23 protein-coding genes are annotated in these 22,248 nt (G+C 64.8%); 8 read left to right on the top strand and 15 right to left on the bottom strand.

The features are described 5' to 3' along the window. Positions 1-43: 43 nt before the first annotated feature. Positions 44-904, top strand: a complete 861-nt coding sequence (argB, locus tag ACEWPM_RS08555) for an acetylglutamate kinase (RefSeq protein ID WP_393961252.1) — start codon at positions 44-46, stop codon at positions 902-904. Further along, entirely contained in the window at positions 901-1,530 is a 630-nt protein-coding gene (locus ACEWPM_RS08550) for a ferredoxin (protein ID WP_393961251.1), read from the top strand. Before argB ends, ACEWPM_RS08550 begins: the two co-directional genes overlap by 4 nt. A gap of 58 nt (positions 1,531-1,588) precedes the next feature. Here the strand turns inward: ACEWPM_RS08550 and ACEWPM_RS08545 are convergent, their stop codons facing one another. The 8 genes from ACEWPM_RS08545 to ACEWPM_RS08510 form a co-directional block, all read right to left on the bottom strand. Continuing rightward, positions 1,589-2,353 carry an amino acid ABC transporter ATP-binding protein gene (locus ACEWPM_RS08545; protein ID WP_393961250.1) on the bottom strand — a complete coding sequence of 255 codons (765 nt, stop codon included), beginning with the start codon at positions 2,351-2,353 and terminating at the stop codon, positions 1,589-1,591. Positions 2,354-2,365: 12 nt separating this feature from the next. Then, positions 2,366-3,664, bottom strand: a complete 1,299-nt coding sequence (locus tag ACEWPM_RS08540; RefSeq protein ID WP_393961249.1) for an amino acid ABC transporter permease — start codon at positions 3,662-3,664, stop codon at positions 2,366-2,368. Between the two features lies 1 nt (position 3,665). Further along, a complete protein-coding gene (locus ACEWPM_RS08535; RefSeq protein WP_393961248.1) occupies positions 3,666-4,880 on the bottom strand; it encodes an amino acid ABC transporter permease in 1,215 nt (404 codons plus the stop codon). Between the two features lie 131 nt (positions 4,881-5,011). Next, positions 5,012-6,031: an amino acid ABC transporter substrate-binding protein gene (locus ACEWPM_RS08530; protein WP_393961247.1), complete on the bottom strand. Its 1,020-nt coding sequence runs from the start codon at positions 6,029-6,031 to the stop codon at positions 5,012-5,014. Positions 6,032-6,220: 189 nt separating this feature from the next. Then, positions 6,221-6,946, bottom strand: coding sequence for an ATP12 family chaperone protein (locus tag ACEWPM_RS08525; protein WP_393961246.1), 726 nt, complete (start codon positions 6,944-6,946; stop codon positions 6,221-6,223). Further along, a complete protein-coding gene (locus ACEWPM_RS08520) occupies positions 6,943-7,623 on the bottom strand; it encodes an HAD-IA family hydrolase (protein ID WP_393961245.1) in 681 nt (226 codons plus the stop codon). The genes ACEWPM_RS08525 and ACEWPM_RS08520 overlap by 4 nt, the downstream gene beginning before the upstream one ends. Beyond that, a complete protein-coding gene (locus ACEWPM_RS08515) occupies positions 7,620-8,663 on the bottom strand; it encodes an RluA family pseudouridine synthase (RefSeq protein ID WP_393961244.1) in 1,044 nt (347 codons plus the stop codon). Before ACEWPM_RS08515 ends, ACEWPM_RS08520 begins: the two co-directional genes overlap by 4 nt. Further along, positions 8,660-9,037 carry a fluoride efflux transporter FluC gene (locus ACEWPM_RS08510; protein WP_393961243.1) on the bottom strand — a complete coding sequence of 126 codons (378 nt, stop codon included), beginning with the start codon at positions 9,035-9,037 and terminating at the stop codon, positions 8,660-8,662. Before ACEWPM_RS08510 ends, ACEWPM_RS08515 begins: the two co-directional genes overlap by 4 nt. Before the next feature lie 131 nt (positions 9,038-9,168). Here ACEWPM_RS08510 and ACEWPM_RS08505 point away from each other — a divergent pair, with 131 nt between their 5' ends. Both ACEWPM_RS08505 and ACEWPM_RS08500 read left to right on the top strand, forming a co-directional pair. Beyond that, the gene (locus tag ACEWPM_RS08505) at positions 9,169-10,446 is read left to right on the top strand and encodes a glycerate kinase type-2 family protein (RefSeq protein WP_393961242.1); all 1,278 of its coding nucleotides are present in this window, start codon (positions 9,169-9,171) and stop codon (positions 10,444-10,446) included. An 81-nt stretch (positions 10,447-10,527) separates the two neighbouring features. Further along, positions 10,528-10,911, top strand: coding sequence for a hypothetical protein (locus ACEWPM_RS08500; protein ID WP_393961241.1), 384 nt, complete (start codon positions 10,528-10,530; stop codon positions 10,909-10,911). 15 nt (positions 10,912-10,926) lie between these two features. On the opposite strand, the gene rsmD is transcribed toward ACEWPM_RS08500, so the two are convergent. Further along, positions 10,927-11,481 (bottom strand): 16S rRNA (guanine(966)-N(2))-methyltransferase RsmD, encoded by a 555-nt coding sequence (rsmD, locus tag ACEWPM_RS08495; RefSeq protein WP_393961240.1) that lies wholly within the window; start codon positions 11,479-11,481, stop codon positions 10,927-10,929. After that, positions 11,478-12,686, bottom strand: a complete 1,209-nt coding sequence (locus tag ACEWPM_RS08490; RefSeq protein WP_393961239.1) for an NAD(P)/FAD-dependent oxidoreductase — start codon at positions 12,684-12,686, stop codon at positions 11,478-11,480. The genes rsmD and ACEWPM_RS08490 overlap by 4 nt, the downstream gene beginning before the upstream one ends. A gap of 94 nt (positions 12,687-12,780) precedes the next feature. On the opposite strand from ACEWPM_RS08490, the gene ACEWPM_RS08485 reads away from it, so the two are divergent. Beyond that, the gene (locus ACEWPM_RS08485; protein ID WP_393961238.1) at positions 12,781-13,269 is read left to right on the top strand and encodes a peroxiredoxin; all 489 of its coding nucleotides are present in this window, start codon (positions 12,781-12,783) and stop codon (positions 13,267-13,269) included. 155 nt (positions 13,270-13,424) lie between these two features. On the opposite strand, the gene ACEWPM_RS08480 is transcribed toward ACEWPM_RS08485, so the two are convergent. From ACEWPM_RS08480 to ACEWPM_RS08465, 4 genes are read right to left on the bottom strand one after another with little or no spacing between them, the layout of a single operon-like run. After that, positions 13,425-13,721: a 4a-hydroxytetrahydrobiopterin dehydratase gene (locus ACEWPM_RS08480; protein ID WP_393961237.1), complete on the bottom strand. Its 297-nt coding sequence runs from the start codon at positions 13,719-13,721 to the stop codon at positions 13,425-13,427. Further along, positions 13,718-14,908: a GNAT family N-acetyltransferase gene (locus ACEWPM_RS08475; RefSeq protein WP_393961236.1), complete on the bottom strand. Its 1,191-nt coding sequence runs from the start codon at positions 14,906-14,908 to the stop codon at positions 13,718-13,720. Before ACEWPM_RS08475 ends, ACEWPM_RS08480 begins: the two co-directional genes overlap by 4 nt. A 53-nt stretch (positions 14,909-14,961) precedes the next feature. After that, entirely contained in the window at positions 14,962-15,729 is a 768-nt protein-coding gene (locus ACEWPM_RS08470) for a glycerophosphodiester phosphodiesterase family protein (protein ID WP_393961235.1), read from the bottom strand. Then, positions 15,726-16,187: a RidA family protein gene (locus ACEWPM_RS08465; protein WP_393961234.1), complete on the bottom strand. Its 462-nt coding sequence runs from the start codon at positions 16,185-16,187 to the stop codon at positions 15,726-15,728. Before ACEWPM_RS08465 ends, ACEWPM_RS08470 begins: the two co-directional genes overlap by 4 nt. Positions 16,188-16,469: 282 nt before the next feature. Between ACEWPM_RS08465 and ACEWPM_RS08460 the strand changes: the two genes are divergently transcribed. Together ACEWPM_RS08460 and ACEWPM_RS08455 are read left to right on the top strand one after the other, a co-directional pair. Next, positions 16,470-17,285: an MlaA family lipoprotein gene (locus ACEWPM_RS08460; protein WP_393961233.1), complete on the top strand. Its 816-nt coding sequence runs from the start codon at positions 16,470-16,472 to the stop codon at positions 17,283-17,285. Next, positions 17,275-17,880 (top strand): MlaC/ttg2D family ABC transporter substrate-binding protein, encoded by a 606-nt coding sequence (locus ACEWPM_RS08455; RefSeq protein WP_393961232.1) that lies wholly within the window; start codon positions 17,275-17,277, stop codon positions 17,878-17,880. The genes ACEWPM_RS08460 and ACEWPM_RS08455 overlap by 11 nt, the downstream gene beginning before the upstream one ends. Before the next feature lie 74 nt (positions 17,881-17,954). On the opposite strand, the gene ACEWPM_RS08450 is transcribed toward ACEWPM_RS08455, so the two are convergent. Beyond that, entirely contained in the window at positions 17,955-20,189 is a 2,235-nt protein-coding gene (locus ACEWPM_RS08450; protein ID WP_393961231.1) for a transglycosylase domain-containing protein, read from the bottom strand. Between the two features lie 172 nt (positions 20,190-20,361). Between ACEWPM_RS08450 and mutL the strand changes: the two genes are divergently transcribed. Continuing rightward, positions 20,362-22,227: a DNA mismatch repair endonuclease MutL gene (gene mutL, locus ACEWPM_RS08445; RefSeq protein WP_393961230.1), complete on the top strand. Its 1,866-nt coding sequence runs from the start codon at positions 20,362-20,364 to the stop codon at positions 22,225-22,227. The last annotated feature ends 21 nt before the right edge of the window (positions 22,228-22,248 follow it).

The raw sequence follows: 22,248 nt of genomic DNA, 5'->3' as shown, positions 1-22,248 counted from the left end.
CCGCCGCCCCGCCTCCGATAATCGGCCGGACGAGGGATAACAGATGAAGCAACGTGACATGAACCGCGACTGGATTTCGACCGCCCGTACGCTCAGCGAGGCCCTGCCTTACCTGCAACGCTATGATGACGCCATCGTCGTCATAAAGTTCGGCGGGCATGCCATGGGCGACGACGAGACGATGGAGACCTTTGCCCGCGACGTGGTGCTGATGCGGCAGGTCGGCGTGAACCCTGTGATCGTGCATGGTGGCGGCCCCATGATCAACGAGATGCTGGACAAGCTGGCGATCAAATCCGATTTCGTGAACGGCAAGCGGGTGACCGACGAGGCGACGATGGAAGTCGTCGAGATGGTCCTCTCGGGCCGTGTGAACAAGCGGATCGTGCAGGCGATCAACGCACAGGGGGGCCGCGCCGTAGGCCTTTCAGGCAAGGACGCCAATCTGGTGACTTGCGATCCGGCAGACCCGGCGCTGGGCCTGGTGGGCACCCCCACGGATGTCGACCCGCGTATCCTGCATACGCTTTTCCGCGATGACGCGATCCCGGTGATCGCGCCCCTCGGCGCGGGCCGCTCGGGCGAGACGTACAACATCAACGGTGATACCATGGCTGGCGCCATTGCCGCCGCGCTCAAGGCGGACCGGCTGCTGCTACTGACCGATGTGGATGGCGTGCGCGATGCCGCGGGCCATGTGATCACCGACCTCAAGGCCGATCAGGTGCGCGCTATGACTGCCGACGGCACAATTTCCGGCGGCATGATCCCCAAGACCGAGACGGCGCTGGATGCCATCGCGGGCGGTGTGCGCGCGGTCGTCATCCTTGACGGGCGCGTGCCCAACGCGCCCCTGCTCGAGCTTTTCACCGAGCATGGCGCGGGGTCGATGATCCGCGCATGACACGCTACGCGGCCATCGCGCAGGCGGCGTCCGGGGCGCATCTGGACGTGATGGGCGGCGTGCATGAGGATGGCGGCACGGTGATCCTGCTGGGGCCTGCGCAAGGCTTCTGGCCCGCGCTCAAGGCCAGTCCCGAATGGCAGGACGGCGCGGCCGACCCGGTCGACCGATGGTCCTTGCGCGTCATTGGCGCGCTGACGGATGATCTGGACGCCGAAGCGCTCTTTCCCTTTGGCGGACCACCCTATCAGCCTTTCCTGCGGTGGGCGATCGCATCAGGGCGCGCATGGCAAAGCCCGTCGGGTATGCTGGTGCATGACAGCCAAGGCCTCTGGGTGTCCTACCGCGGGGCGCTGCGGTTTGGCCATGAGATCCCCCTGCCTCCGCCAAGCGCATCGCCCTGCGAGAGTTGCGCCGATCAGCCCTGCATGACCGCCTGCCCGGTCGATGCACTTAGCGCCGAGCGCGGCTATGACGTGGCGGCCTGTCATTCGTTTTTGGACACGCCCGCGGGTGCGGATTGCCTGACCCAAGGCTGCAAGGCCCGGCGCGCCTGCCCAGTCTCCCAAGCCTTCGGACGCGACCCCGAGCAATCGGCCTTTCACATGAGCTATTTCCACCGCTGAGCTGGACGGCAAAGGGCGGCCCGCATCGGACCGCCCTTTGAACGTCTCTTGATAATGACTAATGCCCCAGAATCTGGCTGAGGAACAGCTTTGTGCGATCCGAGCGGGGGTTGTTGAAGAATTCCTCCGGCTCGTTCTGCTCGACGATCTGGCCCTGATCCATGAAGATCACGCGGTTGGCGACCTGCCGGGCAAAGCCCATCTCATGGGTCACGCAAAGCATGGTCATGCCTTCCTCGGCCAGCTCGATCATGGTGTCGAGCACTTCCTTGATCATCTCGGGGTCAAGGGCCGATGTCGGCTCGTCAAAAAGCATGATCCGCGGCTTCATGCAGAGCGAGCGGGCAATCGCCACGCGCTGCTGCTGGCCGCCCGAAAGCTGGCCGGGATACTTGTTCGCCTGATCGGGGATCTTCACCTTTTCAAGGAAATGCATCGCCGTCTCTTCGGCCTCGCGTTTGGGCACCTTGCGGACCCAGATGGGGGCCAGGGTGCAGTTTTCGAGGATGGTCAGATGCGGAAAAAGGTTGAAGTGCTGAAAGCACATGCCGACCTCGCGCCGGATCTTGTCGATATTCTTGATATCCGACGACAGGGTGATGCCATCGACCTCGATCGTGCCCTTCTGGTGCTCTTCCAGCGCGTTGATGCAGCGGATCAGTGTGGATTTGCCTGACCCCGAAGGCCCGCAGATCACGATCCGCTCGCCCCGGTTCACCGTCAGGTCGATATCGCGCAGCACGTGGAAGCTGCCATACCACTTGTTCATGTTGCGGATCGAGATGGCGACCTCGTCCGAGACCTTCATTTGAGCTTCGGCCATTGGAGATCTCCCTTAACGATGACCGGTCTGAAGCTGACGCTCCAACCATTGCGAGTATTGCGAAATGCCGTAGCAGACGACGAAGAAGAGCAGCGCGGCAAAGCTGAACAGCTCCCAATAGACGCCGTTCCATTCGGTCGAGGCCAGGATCGGCCCGCGGATCATGCCCACCAGGTCGAACATCGAGATGACCGAGACCAGCGTGGTGTCCTTGAAAAGGCCGACCGCGATATTGACGATGCCGGGGATCGAGATCTTGAGCGCCTGCGGCAGGATGATCAGCCGCATCGCCTGCGGATAGTCGAGGCCCAGGCTGTCGCCCGCCTCATACTGCCCCTTGTCCAGCGCGGCCAGTCCGCCCCGGATCACCTCGGCGATATAGGCCGAGGCGAACATCGTGATCATGATGATCACCCGCAGGATCAGATCGAAGGTCGTGCCGGGCGGCAGGAAATAGGCCAGCACCACGTTGGCGACAAAGAGCAGCGTGATCAGGGGCACGCCGCGGATAAACTCGATGAAGACAACGCAGATGCCCTTGATCAGCGGCAGGTTCGACTGACGCCCGAGGGCCAGAACGATGCCCAGCGGGATCGACAGCGACACGCAGGTCACGCCCAGGATCAGGTTCAGCATGAAGCCGCCCATATCGCGCGATGGCACAACTTCAAGCCAGGGGGTCGAGGGCGCAATGGCTTCGGTGATCATGCCACCGATCCACCAGACGATGGCCGCCGCGGCGATGGCCGCGAAGAAACCGGCTGCAAAGTTGCGTTTGACCAGCCGCGCATAGGCCACGTAGCCCGCGATGAAGCCCAACAGCGCAAAAATGGGGATCAGCGTCGTGCCGCCCCAGATCAGCCAGTAGGCGACAAAGGGATAGAGCGCCGTGATGATGAGCAGCTTGCGCGGCAACTTGTAGAACATGACCGGCGCGATGGCGGCAAAGAGCAGCAGGAACGCGATGCCCGGTCGCCAGTACTGGTCATTTGGATATTTGAAACCGAAGAGCAGCTGGTTCCACCGCTCGGTCAGAACGGCGAAACATGCGCCGACCTCGCCCTGCAACACCTCTCGGCAGGCTGTCAGGCTGGGGGCGTCCCAGATCCCGTTCATCAGCCAAGGCATGATAGCCTGGAGGATCAGGAAAATCACGTAAAGCGACGCGATGGTCAGCAGCGCATTGGCCCAGGTACTGAAGAGGTTGTCACGCACCCATCTGACCGCACCGGCCTCGGCGGTGGGGGGCGGCGATGCGGGAATGGCGGTTTCGCGGACGAAGGCGACGGATTCTGCGTGTGTATCAGACATATTACCGCTCCTTCAGCTTAACCGAGTTGTTGTAGACGTTCATGATCGCGGAAATCGCCAGCGAGATCGCGAGATAGAACAGCATCAACAGCAGCACGCATTCGATGGCGCGGCCGGTCTGGTTCAGGGTGATCCCGCCCAGCGTCGCGGTGACATCGGCATAGCCGACGGCAATGGCCAGCGACGAGTTCTTGGTCAGGTTCAGATATTGCGAGATCAGCGGCGGGATGATGACCCTGAGGGCCTGCGGCAGCACCACCAGATTCATGATCCGGCGGGGGCGCAAGCCAAGGGCGGCGGCGGCCTCGGTCTGGCCGTGGCTGACGGCCTGAATGCCCGCGCGCACGTTCTCGGCGATAAAAGCGCCCGTATAGATCGACAGGGCGAACCACAGCGCGATCAGCGGCGCGCCGATCTTGATCCCGCCGCCAAAGTTGAAGCCCTTGAGCACCGGAATATCCAGACCGACCGGGCGGCCGAGGATGAAGAACATCAGGATCGTCGGCACCAGCAGGATCGCCAGCGATGGCCAGCCCATCGGCAGCAGCTTGCCGGTGTCGAAAAGCAGCCTCTTAGCATAGGCGCGGTAGGCCAAGACGCCAACGACCGACGCAATGAACGTAAACAGCAGCAGCATCGAGCCGGCGCCCCAAACAGGTGCCGGAATATAGATGCCGCGATTGGTGAAGGCGAACAGGCCCAACAGCATCGTACTGGCCGGATCCTCGCCACGGAAGGCGTTGGGCGCGGGCAGCGAGATGGTCATGATCGCGTAGATGATCAGGATCCAGATCAGCACCGGCACGTTTCGGAACGCCTCGACATAGGCGGCCATCAGGCGCGATACGATCCAGTTGTTACTGAGGCGCAGCACGCCCGCGATAACGCCGAAGATCGTGGCCGTGAAACAGCCCAGAACCGCGACCAGAAGCGTGTTGAGGATACCGACCTTGGCCGCCTGCCAGTTCGAGGACTGGCTGGTATAGGGGATCAGTGTCTGTCCGACATCATATCCAGCGGTTTCTTCGAGGAAGCCGAACGAGATGTTCAGACCGGCGTCGTTCAGGTTGTTGATCAGGTTGCGACCCAGATAGAAAAAGACCGCAAACAGAGCAATCGCAGCAATGACCTGGAACGTGATGGCACGATAGCGTGTGTCGCTCAGGAGTTGCGATACACGAAACCCGCCCTTGTCGGGGTCGGTAATGGAGCTCATGTGACTTCCCTGGTTTTCCGGATGATTGATGTCGGGGATGGTTTATCCGTCCCTCGCCTCACGCGGATTTTTTCTTGGATGGTCGTTAAAAAATCGAAGGGCGCGGCGAATGCCGCGCCCTTCAAGAGATCTTAGCGGAAGGGGGGCGAGTACATCAGGCCACCGTCGGTCCACTGCGCGTTCAGACCGCGCGCGAGGCCGATAGGGCTGTTCTCGCCAATGTTCTTCTCGAAGATTTCGCCATAGTTGCCGCTTGCCATGATGGCGCGCTTGGCCCACTCGTTGTCGAGACCCAGCATTTCGCCCAGGTTACCTTCGGTGCCAAGGATGCGGTTGACCTCGGGCGCGTCGCCGGCCTGCGCCGACAGCTCGCCGATATTGGCACTGGTGATGCCGGCTTCTTCGGCGGCGATCAGGGCGTTCAGCGTCCAGCGGACGACGTCGCCCCATTCGCTGTCGCCGTGGCGGACCAGCGGTGCCAGCGGCTCTTTCGAGATGATCTCGGGCAGCAGAACGTGCTCACCAGGGTTCTCGAAGGTCGCGCGGGTGGACGCCAGGCCCGACATGTCGGTGGTGTAAGCGTCACATGCGCCCGCCAGATACTGCTGCTGGCCTTCGGCATTGGTTTCGATCGGAACGGGCTCGTATTCCATGTTGTTCTTGCGGAAATAGTCGGCAAGGTTGAGTTCGGTCGTAGTACCTGTCTGCACGCAGACGGTGGCGCCATTCAGATCCTTGGCCGAGCTGACGCCCAGCGCCTTGGGCACCATGAAGCCCTGACCGTCATAATAATTGGTGCCGACGAATTCGAACTTCAGGTCCACGTCGCGGCTGAAGGTCCAGGTGGTGTTACGAGGCAGCACGTCGATCTCGCCCGAGGCCAGCGCGGTAAAACGGGTCTTACCGGTCGTGGGCACAAACTCGACTGCGTTCTTGTCGCCCAGAACGGCGGCAGCGACGGCGCGGCAGATGGCCACGTCAAAGCCTTGCCACTCGCCGTTTGCATCCGGCGCGGCGAAGCCGACGAGGCCGGTGGTCACGCCGCAGTTCAGCTTGCCGCGCGCCTTGACGTCGTCAAGGGTCGCGGCGGCAGCGGCCCCGGCGGAGAGTCCGGCAACTGTCAGCGCACCAAGAATAACGGATTTTTTCATGTTTACCTCTTCCTGATTTTCCACCCTTTCAGCCAGGGTGGTTCATTCGGCCCGTCGTGGGCCAAAGCAAGACGCAGAGGGCTTTTCCCCCCGAGTGGAGCAGAGTTTGGCGGGATTCATTCCGAAAGGTCAAGGCCCGCATTCCGAAAAATGATGGGATGCGCCGGCCGGTGACCTAGCGTCATACCCTCAAGTTTCGTCGAAATCTTCACTCACAAGACAATAGAATTCCTGTGCGTGGAGAAAGGCTGTCCGCTTGATCGCGGCCATTTTCTCGGCGTCGTCATCGGCGCCCCATAGCTCGGCCTGCCATGCCTCGTCGAGGCGCGAAACCTCCCAAAGCGCCTCCGGAGCATATGCGCCTCGCTGAGCCGCAAGCCCGATTATCAGCGAGCCGGAGAGGGCCACCAGATCGTGCAGCGCGGTCAGTTGAAAACTCTTTTGCGCGTGAACGGCATCGCGCAGGGCCTTCACGGCGGCTGCATCCTGCGCTTCAGGCATGATGCCGGTTACAGGGCGCAGCCGCGCATTCAGGGCCGAGTCCGCCCAATCGAGCAGCGGATCCCATTCCTCGGACTGGCGCAGCACCAATTCCTGCGGCGCGCTCGCACGGTAGCACAAAAGGTCCGTCTCGCCATAGGCGGCGATCATCTCGGCCACCTCGCCATGCTGATGCGCCACCTTGTCGATGGCGGCATTGGCCGAGCGGGTCATCGGCATGACGCCTGGATTGATATGCTCGCCAACCGCATTCCATTCAGCAGAAATGGCGGCGGCCAGTGCTCGGGTCGGAACGGTCAGCGCCACCTTGGCCGGTGTCTTGACCGGGCGGCCATCCAGCGCAATGCCATAGCCGTTTTCGCCTTCGGTAACGGTGGCCTCGGTCCAGAAACGCTTCGCGGCCCATTCGCTCATGCGGGCATCCCCCATACGCGATCGAGGCACGCGGGCAGATCGCTCCAGTCGGTCAGCAGATGATCGGACAAAAGGTCAGCCGCCGGGTGATAGCCCCAGCTGACGCCGATCGTGCCGATGCCTGCGGCGCGCGCCATCTCCATGTCATAGGTCGTGTCTCCGATCATCACGGCATCCGCTGCCGAAACGCCGGTCTCATTCAGGGCCGTCTGCAGCATCGCAGGATGCGGCTTGGACGGGTGATGATCGGCCACCTGCCGGGTCAGGAACAGGCCCTGCAGCCCGTGCCCGTCGATCAGCTTGTCGAGGCCGCGCCGCGATTTGCCCGTGGCGATGCCCAGCAGCAGATCGTCGCGCGCGGCCAGCGTCTCCAGCATCTTTCGCGTCCCGGGAAAGAGGGGCGAGGATTCGGCAGCCCCCGCCTGCGCACGCAGGCTCATGTAGCTGCGCTTGTAGGCCTCGACCAGCGCATCATGGTCGCGCGCCGCCAGATCGGGAGCCAGCCGCGCCATCGCCACGTCGAGCGAGAGGCCGATGATGCCCTTGATCGCCGCCCGCTCGGGAGTGGGCGCGCCGATCTCGGCAAAGGCGTGGTGCATCGAGGCGACGATATCGCCTTGAGAGTCGACCAGCGTGCCATCGACGTCGAAGATCACAAGGCGCAGGGGCGTGTTCATTCCAGCTCCTCGAACGGGTCGGCAGGTACGTCGGCGGGCGACCATTGGAACGTGTCCCATGTATGCTGCATGTGCGGCGGCAGCGGAGCGGTGATATGCAGCATTGCGCGCGTCACCGGATGCTCGATCTTGAGTGAGCGGGCATGCAGGTGCAATTTCTTGCTGATCTCGCCGCCCAGCTGCGCGCCCCAGCCATCACCGAGATTCTCCTGCCCCGAGCCACCGTATTTGCCGTCGCCCACGATGGGATGCCCCAGCTCGGCCATATGCGCGCGCAGTTGGTGAGTGCGGCCCGTCACCGGGACCAGCGCACACCATGCCGTGCGGCCGCCCGCTGCCTCGAGCACAGCGTAATCCGTGGTCGCGTGTTTGGCGCCGGGGGTGCTGTCCACGTCGCGCGGATGGACGGCGTGCATCTTCTCGCCCTCGCCCTTCGCGCCGTGGCCGGGCGCCTTGACGAGGCCGAATTTGATCGTGCCCATGCGCGGGGTCGGCACACCGGCGACGGCGGCCCAGTAAAGCTTGCGCGTGTTGCGATGGCGGAAGGCGGCGGTCAGCCCCTTGGCCGCCTCGCGCGTGCGGGCCAGCAGCAGAACGCCCGATGTATCCTTGTCGAGCCGGTGCACGAGGCGCGGCTTTTCCTCGAGGCCAAAGCGCAGCGCCTCGGCCAGCCCGTCCACGTGGCGCGTCTGCTTGGATCCGCCCTGCACAGGCAATCCCGGTGGCTTGTTCAGCGCGATGACATGATCGTCACGGTAGATCACGCAGTCACGGATCATCGCGGCATCGGCATCGGTGACATGGGCGCGCGCGCGCGCTACGGCCTCGGCGGGGTCCGGCAGCGGCGGGATGCGCACGGCCTGCCCCGGCTCCAGCCGCGTTGCCGCCTTCACCCGGCCGCCATCGACGCGCAGATCGCCCTTGCGGCACATCTTTTCGATGCGGCCCTGCTGCAGATGCGGAAACTGGCGGCGCAGCCAGCGGTCCAGCCGCTGATCGGCATCGTCCTTGGCCACGTAGATCGTCTGAACGCCGCTCATGCGAGCATCCCCCTCATCATCCAGATTCCCAGGGCCAGCGCTCCGATCGACAGCCCAACCGAGAGCGCCACATAGGCTAGCATCGTACCCATCTGCCCCCGCTCGATCAGCGTCCACGCCTCCAGCGAGAAGGCCGAGAAGGTGGTGAAACCGCCCAGTATGCCCGTCATCACGAAGGGGTTCAGCGCCACATGCCCCCGCTCCAGCGACCACATCGCGAACGCGCCCATCAGAAACGAGCCGATCACATTGACCCCGAGGACGGCGATCGGAAAGCTGGGCGTGGCCAAGCGCGCCACGCACAGCCCCGCGCCGTAGCGCAGGCTGGCGCCGATTGCGCCGCCAAGGGCGACCGAGAGATAGGTCATGGCCATCCGCGCTCTGTCGCGCGCCGGTGCCTAGTTGTCAAGCGGCTGAGCAAGGGCGCGGCGCGCGCGAAACAGCTTGTTTCGCGGCATCGGGCGGCTAGGATCGGCAGGCCGCACTCATCCGAAAGGCCCCCGTTTTGACCGACACGCCCGAGGCGCTTCTGTGCCGCCTTTTTGACCGCGCCGTCGCCGTGGCTGACCCGATGCAAAGCCTTGCGGCCGTGCTGCCGCCCCGGCCGACAGGCCGCGTGGTGGTGGTCGGCGCGGGCAAGGCCTCGGCCCGCATGGCCGAGGCGGTCGAGGCGGAATGGGGGCCATGCGAGGGGCTGGTCATCACGCGCTACGGCTATGGTCGCCCCTGCCAGGGAATCGAGATTGCGCTGGCCGCGCATCCGGTGCCGGATCAGGCTGGGGTTCGGGCGACCGCGCGGATGCTGGACCTTCTGGAGAGCTTGGGCGAAGAGGATTTCGTTTTAGCCCTGATCTCGGGTGGGGCTTCATCGCTGCTGATCGCGCCTGCGGGCGACATCATGCTGGCCGAAAAGCAGGCGATCAACCAAGCGCTTCTGGCCTCGGGCGCGCCCATCGGGCGGATGAACGCGGTGCGCAAGCATCTGAGCCGCGTCAAGGGCGGCGGTCTGGCCGCCGCCGCCTATCCTGCGCGGATGCTGGCGCTGATGATCTCGGACGTGCCGGGCGACGATCCTGGCACCATCGGCTCCGGCCCCACCGTGGGCGAGGCCAGCACCCCCGAGGCGGCCCGCGCGATCCTCGATGAATATGGCATCGCCATGCCCGCCTCGGTCGAGGCTGTGCTGGCGGGGGCCGGCCGCGCCATCCCCCCGGACGATGCGCGCCTTGCCCGCGTTGAAAACGTCGTCTTCGCCGCGCCCTCGCAATCGCTGAGTGCCGCCGCCGCGGTCGCCCGAGAGGCAGGGTGCACCGCCCGCATCCTCGGCGACGCCATCGAGGGCGAGGCGCGCGATATCGCCGCCGCCCATGCGCACATGGCCATCAAGGCGCAGTCGGCGATGCAGCCAGGGGATGCACCGCTGATCCTGCTCTCAGGCGGCGAATTGACGGTGACCCGGCGCGGCGACGGCATCGGCGGGCCCAACGCCGAATATGCTCTCGCGCTCGCTCTCGCCCTCAACAGCGCGCCGGGCATCCATGCCATCGCCTGCGATACCGACGGCGTCGACGGCGCTGCCGAGGTGGCAGGGGCGGTGATCGACCCAGCCACTCTGGCTCGGGCAGCAGAGGGCGGGCTCGCTCCGGCCGAGGCGCTCGCCCGAAATGATGCGCACAGCTTCTTCGAAGCGCTAGGCGCGCAAGTCATCACAGGCCCCACCCTTACGAACGTTAACGATTTCCGTGCCGTAATGATATTCCCCGTCGCAAAGCCGCAAAGTTGAAAGGTGGCGAGTCCGCGCTATTCTTTTTAACTGGCTGCGGCGCTACGCCGCGCCACGCTGTATGCACGAGGTAACACTGCCATGAACCGCCGCCATTTCATCCCAGCTGCTGTTTTGGCCCTGTCTATGGGCGCTTACACGCCCCTATTCGCTGAGGACGTGCACTTGGAGGCGTCCGAGGTGAAGCAGCTCTTGTCCGGCAATACGGCTGAAGGCGTATGGGATGGTGTGGCCTACAAATCCTATTTCGGGCCGGATGGGGTAACTATTTATGATCCGCAGAACGGCGACGCGTTGGTTGGAAAATGGCGCATCAATTCCGAAACCGGCGAATACGAGAGCTTCTGGGACGCCATCGGCTGGACCTCCTACACGGTGCTGCAAACCCAAACAGGCTATGCGTGGCGCCGCAATGGCGAGATTTACCCCTTCACGCTGGTCGAAGGGCGCCTTGTCAGCCAATAGGCGGTTCAGCGCCCGTCAGCCGTGCCAGTCGAGCAGAGTGATCCGCGTGTCCCCGTAACGCCGTTGATCCCGCTGGATCATGCCGGGCGGCGGGACAATAACCGCGCTTTCCTCCCAGACGATCAATGCGCCGGGTGCAATCCAGCCGCCTGCCAACGCCGAGAGCAGCGCCGCTTCTCCAAGTTGGCGGCCATAGGGCGGGTCCAGAAATATCAACGAGGCCGGGTCGCCCTCGACCGGGCCCAGTTTGCTTGCATCGCGGCGCAGCACCTTGGCGCGCGGCCCCGCCCCAACCAGGCCGATGTTCTGGTCCAGCAGGCCCAGCGCCACGCGCCCCTTCTCGACGAAGCGCGCCTGCTTCGCCCCCCGCGACAGCGCCTCAAGGCCCAGCGCGCCCGTACCGGCGAAGAGATCCAACACCTCGGCGCCTTCGATCACGTCCAGGCTGCTGAGCATGCTGAAGAGGCTCTCGCGCACCCGGTCCGAGGTCGGGCGCAACTGCGCGCCCGCATCCCCCTTGCCCAAGGCGGCCAGTCTGCGGCCACGCGCCTCTCCGGCGATAATCCTCATGCCAATAGCGTCTTCAGCTCGACCTCAGGATCGGCCACGGTCATCGGATCAGGCGATTTCCCGGCGTCGATCAGCCGCTTGCCCACCATATAGGCGCGCGGATCGTTCATCGCGTCGACCGCCAGCAACGTGTCGCCGCGGTAGTACCAGAAAGACACCGAATGAGCCGCCCCCGAGGGCCGCGTCACGATCCGGTCATAGCCGGTATTCAGCCCCGCGATCTGCAGCTTGACATCATACTGATCCGACCAGAACCATGGCTGCGGGACATAAGCACGGCCTGCACCGAGGATGTTGTCCGCCACGCATTCGGCCATGTCGATGGCGTTGGGCACACTCTCCAGCCTCAGCCGCCCGCCGCGATACGGGAAAGAAGCGCAATCACCCGCGGCCCAGATCGCCGGATCGCTGGTCCGCCCCTCGGCATCGACGGCGATGCCGTTGTCGATCTCCAGCCCAGCCGCCTCAGCCAGCGCCGTGCCCGGCGCAATGCCGACGCCGACGATGACGAAATCAACATCCAACACCGTGCCGTCCGAAAGGCGCGCGCTGCTGACACACCCGTCACCGCTCAGCGCCGCGAGGCCCACACCCTCGCGGATATCGACACCATTCCCCGTATGGAGCGCACGAAAGAAATCAGATGTCTCCGGCGCGGCGACCCGGCTGAGAATGCGCTCGGACATCTCGATCAGCGTAACCTCCAGCCCCTTCTTGGCGGCCACCGCTGCCGCTTCAAGGCCGATATAGCCGCCACCGACGATCAGCACCCGCGCGCCTTGCGTAAACCGTGCCGCCATTGCATCGACATCCGCGAGCCCCCGCACCACATGCACGCCCTCCAGATCGCCGCCGGTGACCGCCGGCAGACGCCGCGGCGCCGATCCGGTCGTCAGGACCAGCGTGTCGTAATGCACATCCTCGCCGCCCACGCGCACCGTCTGCGCCGTGCGGTCGATCGCCTCCACCGGCGCTCCCAGACGCAGGTCGATACCGGCCTCTTCATAGAAATGACGCGGCCTCAGATAGAGCCGTTCCAGCTCCATATCCCCCAGCAGATAGGCCTTTGACAAAGGTGGGCGCTGATAGGGCGGCGCGGTTTCTTCGCCGATCAAAACGATGCGCCCCTCGAACCCGTCCTTGCGCAAACGCGCAACCAGCGATGCGCCCGCCTGCCCTGCTCCGACCACCACGATATCCGGCATGTCCAGCGTTCCGATCTTTTTTTACATGGCTTCACCGCCGCGCAGCCTATATCGGTTTGGTATCGCGGCGCAAACAACAGACAAGGATTTTACCATGAGCATTTCCACCGGCGACAAGCTGCCTTCCGCAACCCTGACCCGCATGGGCGAAAACGGCCCCGAGGCGGTCGACCTGTCCTCGCTGACCTCAGGACGCAAGGTCGTCATCTTCGCCGTACCGGGCGCCTTCACCGGCGTGTGCCACAACGCGCATGTGCCCAGCTTTATCCGCACCAAGGACCAGTTCGACGCCAAGGGCGTGGACGAGATCATCTGCATCACCGTCAACGATCCCTTCGTGACCGGCGCCTGGGGCGAAGTCACCGGCGCGACGGCCGCAGGCATCACCATGCTGGGCGATCCGATGTCGCAATTTACCAAGGCGATGGGCATGGATTTCACCAATGAAGATGCCGGCCTCATCGCGCGCTCCAAACGCTATGCGATGGTGGTCGAGGACGGCACCGTCACCCTGCTGAACGAAGAGGACAATCCTGGTCTCTGCGATGTCTCCGCAGGCGAGGGCCTTCTGGAGGCGATGTAGACCGGCCCCCCGTTCTTATTGCGAAAAATATCCTTGGGTAAGGGCCTCAAATCCAGCGGATTTGAGGCATGAGGGGCGAGGCACCTCTGTCCACCCACGAAAAAGCGGCGCGATCCGCCATCGGGCCGCTTCACGCTCACAGATAAAGACCCTTCCTACTGCGCCAGGATATCCATCTTGCGCGCCAGCTTGGCATCCAGCGTGCTCAGGCCATCGACGTCATGCGTCGTCAGTGTCACGGTCACCTTGTTATAGACGTTGCTCCACTCGGGATGGTGGTTCCACTTTTCCGCCCAGACGCCCGCGCGTACCATCCAAGACAGCGCATCGGGGAAATCGGCGAACTTGAACTCCTTCGTGATCGCGTCGCGCTCTTCGCTCATTTCCCAGCCCTCGGCCAGCAGCGGGTCGATCATCGCGGTACGGGCGGTGTCGCTGAGTTTCTCGGTCATTCCTGATCCTCCTTCGGTGTCTTCCTGAACGGCCCGTAGGACGTCAGAACCTCTATGTCTTCCTCGATCGCTGCGCCCTCTGCGCGCAAATACTGCGCCACCGCCTCGGCAAAGCCGGGGTCGCGCACCCAGTGCAGCGAATGCGTTGCCACCGGCAGATAGCCGCGCGCCAACTTGTGCTCGCCCTGCGCCCCGGCCTCGACACGTGTGAGCCCGTGGGCCAGCGCGTAGTCGATCGCCTGATAGTAGCACAGCTCGAAATGCAGGCACGGATGATCCCGCGTACAGCCCCAGTAGCGGCCATATAACGCCGAAGCTCCGATAAGGTTCACGGCGCCGGCGACGGCGCGCTCATCCTCCATGGCAAGGATCAGCAGGATATCCTCTCGCAACGTGTCATGCGCGATCTCGAAGAACTGGCGCGTGAGGTAGGGCGTGCCCCATTTGCGCGCGCCGGTATCCTGGTAGAACTGCCAGACGGCATCCCAATGCTCAGAGCGGATATCATCGCCGGTCAGGTGCACGATTCTGCCGCCGAAGGCCTGTGCGGTGCGCCGCTCCTTGCGGATATTCTTGCGCTTGCGCGCACTCAGCGCGGCGAGGAAGCCGTCGAAATCACCATAGCCCTCATCCACCCAGTGAAACTGTTGTCCGGTGCGGCGCAACAGGCCCATCTCGGCGCCCGTTTCGGCCTCGGCCCCGGTGCAGAAGGTGACATGCAGCGAAGAAAGCCCGTTCTGCTCGCCGATCTGCAATGCGCCCTGCACCAGCGCGGCGCGGCCCAGATCCTCGAAGCCGGGCCGGGTCAGGAAACGGCGGCCCGTGACGGGCGTAAACGGCACGGAGATCTGCAGCTTCGGATAGTATCGCCCGCCCGCACGTTGGTATGCATCGGCCCAGCCGTGATCAAAGACATACTCCCCCTGGCTATGAGATTTGGCGTAAAGCGGCGTGCAGGCGATGATCTGGCCGTCCTGCTCGGCAGTCATGTATTGCGCCTGCCAGCCGGTGCCCGGACCGACCGAGCCGCTGTCTTCTAGCGCCTTGAGAAACCGATAAGTGGTGAAGGGGTCATTCGGGCGCGCGCCATCCGCCGCCTCGGGGCAGGCGCAGGCATCCCACGCGGAGGCCGGGATGCCGCCCAGATCGCCATGCGCGCGGATGGTGATTTCACTGGTCTCGTTCATGCCGGAATTGCCCTGCTGCCCCTCGCCCTAACCTGTGGCCGGCGGGCGCGAATTCAAGCGGGCAGGTCCGGCAGATATCCCTCGAAGGTGATATTCTGTGCGACCCGGCGCGCAGTCTTCTCTGCCTCCGCGCCCCGGATCGTCCAGCAGAGCACGTCCAGCCCCGCCGCCTTCAGCTCGGCCACGCGGGGCCGGTCCAGATCGCTCCATTGGTGGCTGATGAAGCTCGCACGGGCGGCCTCGATGTCGGGAATGGCGCGCAGACGATCACACACGTCTTCTGGCAGTTCGGGGCAATCCTCGGGCGCATAATCGCAGGTGACGATGCCGCGCGGAGTGTCCGGGGTCAGATTGGCCAGCCGTATGACACTATGCGGATTGAATGACATCAGCGCGACCGGGCCGTCATAGCCCGCCAGATCGCGCGCGACAGCCGCCTCCAGCGTTCCGTCCGTCTCGCCCATCTGGCCATGCTGGTCCTTGACCTCGATCAGCAGCGGCACGCGCCCGGCGACAAGCGCCAGAACCTCGGCCAACGTCGGGATGCCCTCTTCGGTGCCCTTCAGCGGAATACCGGCCAGCCCAGCCGCGCTGCGCGCGCGAATGGGGCCGGTAGCCTCCGTCAAACGGTCCAGATCGTCGTCATGGAACACCATCGGGGCGCCATCCGAGGACATCTGCACGTCGACCTCGATACCATACCCATGCCGGATCGCGGCATTGATCGCGGCGCGCGAATTCTCGACCCGCTCCGAGCCGGGGCGATGGAGCGCACGATGCGCCAGCGGCACGGTCAGAAATACCGTATCGAGGCGGATCATTTGATCTGGAACACGCCTTCGATTTCCACTGCCACGCCCAGCGGCAAAGACGCCGCCGAGACCGCCGCGCGGGCATGTTTGCCCGCATCGCCCAGCGCCTCGCCGATGAGGTCGGACGCGCCGTTGATGACCTGAGGCTGCTCGGTGAAGTCCGGGGTCGAATTGACGAACCCGCCCAGCTTGATCACCCGCACCAGCCGGTCCAGATCGCCGCCGCAAGCCGCCTTTACCTGCGCCAGCAAAGCGATGGCACAGCTGCGCGCGGCATGCGCGCCAGCGGCCACGTCCAGATCATGGCCCAGCTTGCCGGTCAGAAGGCCGCTATCGTCGCGCGAGATCTGGCCCGAGACGTAGACGATATCGCCCACCTGGACATAGGGCACGTAATTGGCCGCAGGGGCCGGGGCCTCGGGCAGGGTGATGCCCATCTCGGCCAGCTTTGTCTCGTATTTGCCCATGGGCGCTCATCCTTGTTCAGTTGCGTCGTGCCAGACGCTAACGCTTGCCGCGCAGGATGAAAACGGCAAATGCACAGGGAGCGCGCGCAGGCTGCGACACTTGCATCAGAGGCGCGAAAACTGTACTCGGCTTGTCTGGGGGTGGCAGCGCGCGTCGCGTGCCCGGCAGTGCAATCGTGCAACGCTCCCCGCGCTTTTGAATGGCGCCATCTGCACAAGACCTCGCTTTGCCCTAAGACCCGATCTATAGAACCGTCCGCAACCTAGCCCGAAAGTGATCTGGTGACCCGCATTTCCCTTTTTTTCGCCCCGCGTGCCGGGATTGCCATCGCCGCGTTGGCCATTGTGGCTGCCTGCGGCCACCAGCCCGATTCCGCCGTCACGCCCGGCGCGCCTTACGACCCTTACGAGCAGTCGAATCGTATCACCCACAACCAAAACAAGGCGATCGACCGCGCCGTCGTCCGGCCCCTCGCCAAGGGCTATCGCGCATTCATGCCGGATGACGTGGAAATCGCCGTGAGCAACTTTTCGACCAACCTTTCGCTGCCCGGTGCGATGGTGAACAGCGCCTTGCAAGGCAATGGCGTGGGCCTGACGTCAGATTTCTACCGGTTTCTCGTCAACACGACGCTGGGCCTTGGCGGTCTGATCGACGTAGCCACCGATCTGAACATGCCCGCTCGAACGGATGCCGATTTCGGGCAGACGCTTTATGCATGGGGCGTGCATGAAGGTCCTTATGTCGAGCTGCCCTTGTTTGGCCCCTCGACCAGCCGTGCTGCGGCGGGCCGCGTTGTCGACGTGTTCACCAATCCGCTCGGCTACTGGGTAGAGGACCCCGAGAGTTACTACGTCGCTGGCGTCCGCACCGCACGAGGTCTGACAGGTCGCGGTCGCTATGCCGAATCGATCGACTCGGTGCTGTATGAAAGCGCTGACAGTTACGCGGCGTCGCAATCGCTCTATCTGCAAAATCGCCGGTTCAAACTGGGCAGCGGGGGAACCAGCGACTATCTGGATCCTTATGATACTACGGGCGGCGCCGCACCCGGCACCGCCGTCAGCGCAGATTTCGAGGACCCTTATGACCAATAACCTGACCCGTCGCGGCCTTCTTGCAACCGGCATGGGTGCGGCCCTTGCCACAGCCCTGCCGCATGGCGCATTCGCCCTGACCGATGCCGGAGCGCGCGCGCTGGTGGACAAGCTGGTGGCCGAGATCAACCGCGTCATTGCCTCCGGCAAGTCGCTGGGCGGCATGATCGGCGATTTCGAGGGCATCTTCAGCCGCTATGCGGATGTCGACCTGATTGCGCGCAGCACTCTGGGCGCGGATGCCAACCGCGTCAGCCCGGCGCAGATGGCCGCCTATACGCAGGCGTTCCGCGGCTACATCGCGCGCAAATATGGCAAGCGCTTCAACGAATTTGTCGGCGGACAGATCGACGTGATCGGCGTCAGCCAAGTCAAGTCCTGGCACGAGGTGCAGGCCCGCGTGAACCTGCGCGGCGAGGCGCCTTTCGATGTGCGTTTCCTGGTATCGGGACGCTCGGGGCGGGATCTCTTCTTTGATATGGTCATGGAGGGGATCAGCCTGCGCCTGAGCGAGCGGACCGAGATCGGCTCAATGCTGGACCGTCGGCGGGGCGATATCGACGCGCTGATCGCGGATCTGCGGCGCGCGGGATAAGCTCTGCCTCACAGTCAAATGCATAACGCGCGGCGCCTTTCGGGAGCCGCGCGTTTTTTATTGGCCGGCGCCCCTCAGCCGCCCAGCAGTTTGCGCAAGATGTTGGCAATCGGGCCTTCGCGGTTGTCCTGTGGGGCGGTCGGATTGCCCTGCCACCCGCGGCCAGTTTGCGTGCCCTGATTGCCCTGATTGCCCTGATCGCCCTGGTAGCCTTGGCCGCTCTGCCCCGTCTGCGCGCCAGAGAGCTGGGGCGCGGGCTGGGGCGCCGGGCGCTTGGGGGCGGTCATCGGCAGGGGCGTGGCGTCCATGCCCTCATGCACGCGCAGCATCACCTCGTGCCAGATCTCGGCCGGAAGGCCGCCGCCGGTGACGCCGGTCAGCGGCGTGTTGTCGTCATAGCCCATCCAGACGCCCGCCACGTAATCGGCGGTAAAACCCAGGAACCACGCATCCCGCGCCGCTTGGGTCGTGCCGGTCTTGCCTGCCGCCTCGCGGCCCGGCAGCCTGGCGCGCGCGCCGGTCCCTGTCTCGACCACGCGGCTCATCATCCAGGTCAGTTCGCGCGCGGCATCCTCGCGGATCACCCGCTCGCCAATGCCGCCGCCCGCGCCCATGACAGCCTCGTCCTGGCCCAGCAGCTTGAGCTCGACAAGACCGTAGGGCGTGACCGACGAGCCGCCATTCAGGATACCCGCAAAGGCACCGGTCATTTCCAAAAGCGTGCTTTCGGATGCGCCCAGCGCCAGCGCGGGGCCGGCGGCCAGATCGCTTTCGATGCCGAAATCACTGGCCACCTTGCGCACCAGATCAAGACCGACGCTCTCGGCCACTTTGACGGCGGGAATATTGTAGGACTTCTCCAGCGCATCAGCCAGCGTCACCCGCCCGTGAAACCGGTTGTCATAATTGCTGGGGCACCACTGGCCTGAACCCGCAATGTTGAGACAGTAAGACTCGTCCACCACGGTATCGAGGCTGGAATAGCCCAGCTCAAGCGCGGTCGCGTAAACAAAGGGTTTGAAGCTGCTGCCGGTCTGCCGGTTGGCCTGCGTCGCGCGGTTGAACGCGCCGGTGACCTTGGTCTGGCGCCCGCCCACCATGGCGCGCACTGCGCCGTCGGCGCTCATCACCACCACGGCGGCCTGCGCCTTGGAGCCATCGCGCAGCTTGTCATCCAGAACGGCGTGCAGCCCTTCCTCGGCGGCGCGTTGAATGCGCTGGTCCAGCGTCGTGCGGATGATCACGTCTTCGGTCGTGTCGCGGGTAAAGAACTCGGGCCCCGAGGACATCACCCAATCGGCGAAATATCCACCCGCCTGCCGCTCGGCGGCTTCGGACAGCTCGGCCGGGGTGGCAAGGGCCAACGCGGCCTCGGACTCGGTCAGGTAATCCTGATCGCGCATCAGGCGGATCACGGTCGCCGCCCGGTTCTGGCTACGCTCGATGTTGCTGGTGGGGGCCAGCGTCGAGGGCGCGGTCAGAAGGCCGGCCAGCATGGCGCTCTCGGCGGGATTCACCTGGGCCGCGCTCTTGCCGAAATAGCGCTGCGCGGCGGCCTCGGCGCCATAGGCACCGCCGCCCATGTAAGCGCGGTTGAGATAGATCGAGAGGATCTCCTCCTTGGTATACTTGGCTTCCATCGCCAGCGCATAGATCGCCTCCTTGCCCTTGCGAGCCAGTGATCCGCGCCGGCAATCGGCCTCGTAGGCAGCCTGGCTTTCCCACTCGGCCTCGACATACTCATTGCCAAGGCAGAGCAGCTTGGCCGTCTGCTGGGTCAGGGTCGAGCCGCCATGGCCCGAAAGCGGCCCGCGCCCCTCGCTCAGGTTGATGCGAATGGCGCTGGCGATGCCAATCGGGTCGACGCCGGGATGCAGGTAGAACCGGCGGTCCTCGGTCGCGATGACCGCGTTGCGCAGATGCGACGAGACTGTGCCCGCCTTGACCGCCCCGCCAAACTGATCGCCGCGCCAGGCAAAGACATCGCTGTCACGGTCCAGCAGCGTGACCGAGCCGCGCGCGCGCCCATCCAGCAGCGCCGACGCCTCCGGCAGCGTGGTATAGACATAGCCCACAGCAAGCCCGACGATCAGCAGCGTGATGGCTGTCAACCGCCAGCCGATGCCCCAGACGATCCGCCAGACCCAGTGCAAAAAGCCAAAGATCCCGCGCGTCACGAAATTGCCGCCGCGCCGCTTGGCCGGGGTGCGCGCACGGTGTTTGCGCGGCTTGGCCGCCGGTTTCGGCTTGGTCTTGGGTTTGCGCCTGTCGGCCACCAAAGGTGGCTTGCGCCGTCCTGAATTGCTCATGCTTGCCCTGCCCGGCCCGATTGTCGGGGCTTTTACCCCTTGGATTTGGGGTAGGCTAGCCCAGATTGCCACCATTGTAGAGAGGGCTGTAGAGAGGACGCGCGATTTTAGGCCAATTTGCTGACCGCAGAATGGTGGTCGAATCAAACCCCGCCATGCTAAGTCTTGTGGCATGATGCAGCACGCCCCCCATATCGGCCATAAATCGCCAGACTCGGCCGGCCCCGTGATCCGCCAGCTGGACGAGGCCGCGATCAACCGCATCGCCGCGGGCGAGGTCGTCGAGCGGCCCGCCTCGGCGGTCAAGGAGTTGGTCGAGAACGCCATCGACGCGGGCGCCACGCGCATCGCGGTCGAGATTGCGGATGGCGGCAAGACCCTGATCCGCGTGACGGATGACGGCTGCGGCATGGCGCCGGGCGATCTGCCGCTGGCGCTGGCCCGGCATGCCACCTCCAAGATCGACGGCAGCGACCTCCTGAACATCCACAGTTTCGGCTTTCGCGGCGAGGCGCTGGCGTCCCTCGGCGCGGTCGGGCGCCTTACCGTCACGTCGCGCGCGGCGGGGCAGGACGGCGCCGAGATCAGCGTCACGGGCGGCAAGATGGGCACGCCGCGCCCCGCCGCGCTGAATGGCGGCACCGTCATCACGCTGCGTGATCTTTTCTTTGCCACGCCTGCGCGGCTCAAATTCATGCGCACCGACCGGGCCGAGGCGCAGGCGATCGGCGATGTGATCAAGCGGCTGGCCATGGCCGAGCCGCAGGTCAGCTTTACCCTGCGCGACGTCTCGGGCGGCGGCGAGGGACGGCTGACCTTCCGCGCCGATGCGGAAACCGGCGATCTCTTCGATGCGCTCCATGCCCGCCTCGCGCGGATCATCGGCAGCGATTTCGCCGATAACTCCATGCGCATCGACGCCGAGCGTGAGGGCTTTCGCCTGACCGGCTGCGCGGGCCTGCCGACCTATTCGCGGGGCGCCGCCGTTGCCCAGTATCTCTTCATCAATGGCCGCCCGGTGCGCGACCGGATGCTGATCGGCGCCCTGCGCGCGGGCTATATGGACGTCCTCAGCCGTGACCGACATCCCGTCGCCGCGCTTTTCGTCGATTGCGAGGGCGCGCTGGTGGATGTCAATGTGCATCCCGCAAAATCCGAGGTGCGGTTTCGCGATCCGGGCATCGTGCGCGGCCTCATCGTCTCGGGCCTGCGCCATGCGCTGGCGGGCGCCGGGCACCGGGCCTCCTCGACCGTGGCGGCGGGCACGCTGGGCGCGTTCCGGCCCGAGGAGACGGGCGAGCGCTCGCAGCAGACAGGCGCGCGCGTCTACCAGATGGAGCGGCCTTCCTCTCAGGCGCGCGCGGCCAGTTATGCGGGCCAGGCCCCGGCCTTTGCCGAGATGCAGAACGCATACAGCGCCCGCGCCGAGCCGGTGATCGAGGACAGCGCCCCTGCAGATACCCCGCTCGGCGCCGCCCGCGCGCAGGTCCACGAGAATTACATCATCGCCCAGACCAAGGACGGCATCGTCATCGTAGATCAGCACGCGGCGCATGAGCGGCTGGTCTACGAGCGCCTCAAGCGCCAGCAGGAGGGACATGGCATCGCCGCGCAGGCCCTTCTGATCCCCGAGATCGTCGAGCTAAGCGAAGCGGAGTGCGCCGTCCTGATGGAGGCAGCCGACGACCTGGCCACTTTGGGCCTTTGCATAGAGCCCTTCGGCGGCGGCGCCATCGCCGTGCGCGAAACCCCCGCCCTTCTGGGCACTGTGGACGCGGCCGCGCTGATCCGCGACGTGCTGGACGAGCTGACCGATCAAGGCCGCAGCGACACTTTGCGCGCGCGCATCGACGCGATCCTCAGCCGCATGTCCTGCCATGGCTCGATCCGCTCGGGGCGCAGGATGCAGGCGGACGAGATGAACGCCCTCCTGCGCGAGATGGAGGCGACGCCGATGTCGGGGCAATGCAACCATGGCCGCCCCACCTATGTCGCGCTGAAACTCAGCGATATCGAGCGGCTCTTCGGGCGCAGCTGAGGCCCGAAATTGCGGCTTGCG

Source organism: Roseovarius maritimus (assembly GCF_043355895.2).
Lineage (GTDB): Bacteria > Pseudomonadota > Alphaproteobacteria > Rhodobacterales > Rhodobacteraceae > Roseovarius > Roseovarius maritimus.
This window is presented reverse-complemented; position numbering and strand designations above follow the sequence as displayed.

Bases quoted from the DNA above. Each gene is read 5' to 3' on its own strand.
- argB (WP_393961252.1), top strand. From the start codon at position 44: ATGAAGCAACGTGACATGAACCGCGACTGGATTTCGACCGCCCGTACG.
- ACEWPM_RS08550 (WP_393961251.1), top strand. From the start codon at position 901: ATGACACGCTACGCGGCCATCGCGCAGGCGGCGTCCGGGGCGCATCTG.
- ACEWPM_RS08545 (WP_393961250.1), bottom strand. From the start codon at position 2,353: ATGGCCGAAGCTCAAATGAAGGTCTCGGACGAGGTCGCCATCTCGATC.
- ACEWPM_RS08540 (WP_393961249.1), bottom strand. From the start codon at position 3,664: ATGTCTGATACACACGCAGAATCCGTCGCCTTCGTCCGCGAAACCGCC.
- ACEWPM_RS08535 (WP_393961248.1), bottom strand. From the start codon at position 4,880: ATGAGCTCCATTACCGACCCCGACAAGGGCGGGTTTCGTGTATCGCAA.
- ACEWPM_RS08530 (WP_393961247.1), bottom strand. From the start codon at position 6,031: ATGAAAAAATCCGTTATTCTTGGTGCGCTGACAGTTGCCGGACTCTCC.
- ACEWPM_RS08525 (WP_393961246.1), bottom strand. From the start codon at position 6,946: ATGAGCGAATGGGCCGCGAAGCGTTTCTGGACCGAGGCCACCGTTACC.
- ACEWPM_RS08520 (WP_393961245.1), bottom strand. From the start codon at position 7,623: ATGAACACGCCCCTGCGCCTTGTGATCTTCGACGTCGATGGCACGCTG.
- ACEWPM_RS08515 (WP_393961244.1), bottom strand. From the start codon at position 8,663: ATGAGCGGCGTTCAGACGATCTACGTGGCCAAGGACGATGCCGATCAG.
- ACEWPM_RS08510 (WP_393961243.1), bottom strand. From the start codon at position 9,037: ATGGCCATGACCTATCTCTCGGTCGCCCTTGGCGGCGCAATCGGCGCC.
- ACEWPM_RS08500 (WP_393961241.1), top strand. From the start codon at position 10,528: ATGAACCGCCGCCATTTCATCCCAGCTGCTGTTTTGGCCCTGTCTATG.
- rsmD (WP_393961240.1), bottom strand. From the start codon at position 11,481: ATGAGGATTATCGCCGGAGAGGCGCGTGGCCGCAGACTGGCCGCCTTG.
- ACEWPM_RS08490 (WP_393961239.1), bottom strand. From the start codon at position 12,686: ATGCCGGATATCGTGGTGGTCGGAGCAGGGCAGGCGGGCGCATCGCTG.
- ACEWPM_RS08485 (WP_393961238.1), top strand. From the start codon at position 12,781: ATGAGCATTTCCACCGGCGACAAGCTGCCTTCCGCAACCCTGACCCGC.
- ACEWPM_RS08480 (WP_393961237.1), bottom strand. From the start codon at position 13,721: ATGACCGAGAAACTCAGCGACACCGCCCGTACCGCGATGATCGACCCG.
- ACEWPM_RS08475 (WP_393961236.1), bottom strand. From the start codon at position 14,908: ATGAACGAGACCAGTGAAATCACCATCCGCGCGCATGGCGATCTGGGC.
- ACEWPM_RS08470 (WP_393961235.1), bottom strand. From the start codon at position 15,729: ATGATCCGCCTCGATACGGTATTTCTGACCGTGCCGCTGGCGCATCGT.
- ACEWPM_RS08465 (WP_393961234.1), bottom strand. From the start codon at position 16,187: ATGGGCAAATACGAGACAAAGCTGGCCGAGATGGGCATCACCCTGCCC.
- ACEWPM_RS08455 (WP_393961232.1), top strand. From the start codon at position 17,275: ATGACCAATAACCTGACCCGTCGCGGCCTTCTTGCAACCGGCATGGGT.
- ACEWPM_RS08450 (WP_393961231.1), bottom strand. From the start codon at position 20,189: ATGAGCAATTCAGGACGGCGCAAGCCACCTTTGGTGGCCGACAGGCGC.
- mutL (WP_393961230.1), top strand. From the start codon at position 20,362: ATGATGCAGCACGCCCCCCATATCGGCCATAAATCGCCAGACTCGGCC.